General features: G+C 64.8%; 3 protein-coding genes. 2 read left to right on the forward strand and 1 reads right to left on the reverse strand.

Annotation, left to right across the window (positions count from 1 at the left end; all coding sequences use genetic code 11):
* The first annotated feature begins 269 nt into the window (after nucleotides 1-269).
* Complete coding sequence (locus ENSA5_RS11440; RefSeq protein ID WP_146155581.1) at nucleotides 270-818, forward strand: hypothetical protein; 549 nt, start codon at nucleotides 270-272, stop codon at nucleotides 816-818.
* Between the two features lie 5 nt (nucleotides 819-823).
* On the opposite strand, the gene ENSA5_RS37485 is transcribed toward ENSA5_RS11440, so the two are convergent.
* The gene (locus ENSA5_RS37485) at nucleotides 824-1435 is read right to left on the reverse strand and encodes a hypothetical protein (RefSeq protein WP_219906769.1); all 612 of its coding nucleotides are present in this window, start codon (nucleotides 1433-1435) and stop codon (nucleotides 824-826) included.
* On the opposite strand from ENSA5_RS37485, the gene ENSA5_RS39735 reads away from it, so the two are divergent.
* Nucleotides 1425-1632 (forward strand): transposase (locus ENSA5_RS39735; RefSeq protein ID WP_181197644.1); only part of this gene is annotated, 208 nt, incomplete at its 3' end. The genes ENSA5_RS37485 and ENSA5_RS39735 overlap by 11 nt on opposite strands.

A 1632-nucleotide genomic window follows, 5' to 3' on the forward strand; every position in this document is an offset into this window, starting at 1 on the left:
GGTGAAGTTGGGGGGCCTGTTCGCCAACCGACCCCGCCCGGGCCCACTTCGCCTTCCGATCCACACGCCAAAATGAGCGGCGCGACGTTCACGCCACCCCCGACCCCGCATCGGATGTCCTATGCGCTCATCATCGCCGATGTTCTCGGGGCTTCCGTAGCCCAAGGCGCCCCCGGCGAACCTCGGCTCGCGCCCCGACGCCGTATTTAACTCATCGCTTGCAACGGCACGAGAGCCTGCAGGGACTGTCGCGCGACCATCACCACGCCTTGGTCCTCGCGCGGACGCTTCGCGCCGTCGAAGCGGCGCTACCCGCCGACGCCGAGTCCTTCGTGGCCAAGGTTCGCGAGCAATGGCCCCGAGAGATCGGGCCCCTCGCCCTGCCCCGTGCCAGGGCGGTGGCGGCGGGGCTCGGTGTCACCGATCGTCGAAGCTTGTCGTACCATCGAGACATGAGCGCAAACCGTGACTGGCGGACGTGGTTTGGCCTGGTGCTCGTCCTGGCCTCGATCCTCGTGGCCGGCGTCGCGTTCGTGACGCGGGACGCTCACGTCCTCGTAGAGTTCCGCGGCCGGGAGGAGCAGGCGGTGATCGAGCGACTCGGGGCGCCGAGTCGAGACGTGGAGCTACAGCTGAGCGACGCCGGCCCCGAGTATCGCGCGCCCGCGATCATCCACCTGCGGGAGAGACCATCCGAGCCCGTGCGGGAGCTGACCTGGGAGGGCTGGTTCCGAACGACCCACGTGTGGTTCGAGCAGCGCGGGAACGAGTGGGCCGCGTTCGAAGCGTACGAGCACAGTCGCTGGGAGCAATATTGACGACCTCACAGACCCCCAAGCCACTTCTTGAGCCCAGTGAAGATTTGGCCCGGGATGTGCTTTTCGGCCCACTCGGCAAAGTGCTCCATGTGGCGGGGGCGAACACCCATGCCGCTGTTCATGATGCTGGCGCCGTCAGCTTTGTGTGGGCTATCATCCGGGTACTCGTCATCGAGACCGAGCATGTGTCCGAACTCGTGCGCAGCGGGCACTTGGCTGATATCGGTGCGCATCATGACGTCGAGGTTGTCGAGCTTGACGTTGCCCATGCCTGGCGTGACAGCCGACCCCACGACATCGCCCTCTTTCATGCCGCGATAGCGAACACTCATCTCCCAGTGGTCAGACATGAACCCGCCGATCTGTTGCTCGAAGTCGAGCTTGAGCGTCACGGTCCGGCCATCGGCGAGCGTCATGACGAGTTGACCGTCCCATGCAGCTCGGACCTCTCGTTCCCAGTCATCGACGAAGGTCTGCTTCTCGTCCGGTTTCCAGTATCCCGCGGGACCATCGAGGAAGTACCACTGCAGCTTCATCTTTGCCTCGAGCCCGAAATTACCGTCATCGAGTTGACCGAGGGCGAGATCGTACGCGTTCCTGGTCCCGTTGGCCGACACCCCGGTCTCCTCGGCGAGCAGCCTGCCGTTCGGAGACCGCATCACGAGGTCCGCCAGCGCGAGGTTTGAGCGGCACGCGTGGAAAAATGGCGTGCATGCAGTTTTGCTTGCTCCGCTCGACCTCATCGCGCGGCTGTGTGCCCTGATCCCGCCACCGCGTTTTCATATGATCCGCTATCACGGCGTGCTCGCTGCCC

The organism is Enhygromyxa salina (assembly GCF_002994615.1).
GTDB classification, from domain to species: domain Bacteria; phylum Myxococcota_A; class Polyangia; order Nannocystales; family Nannocystaceae; genus Plesiocystis; species Plesiocystis salina_A.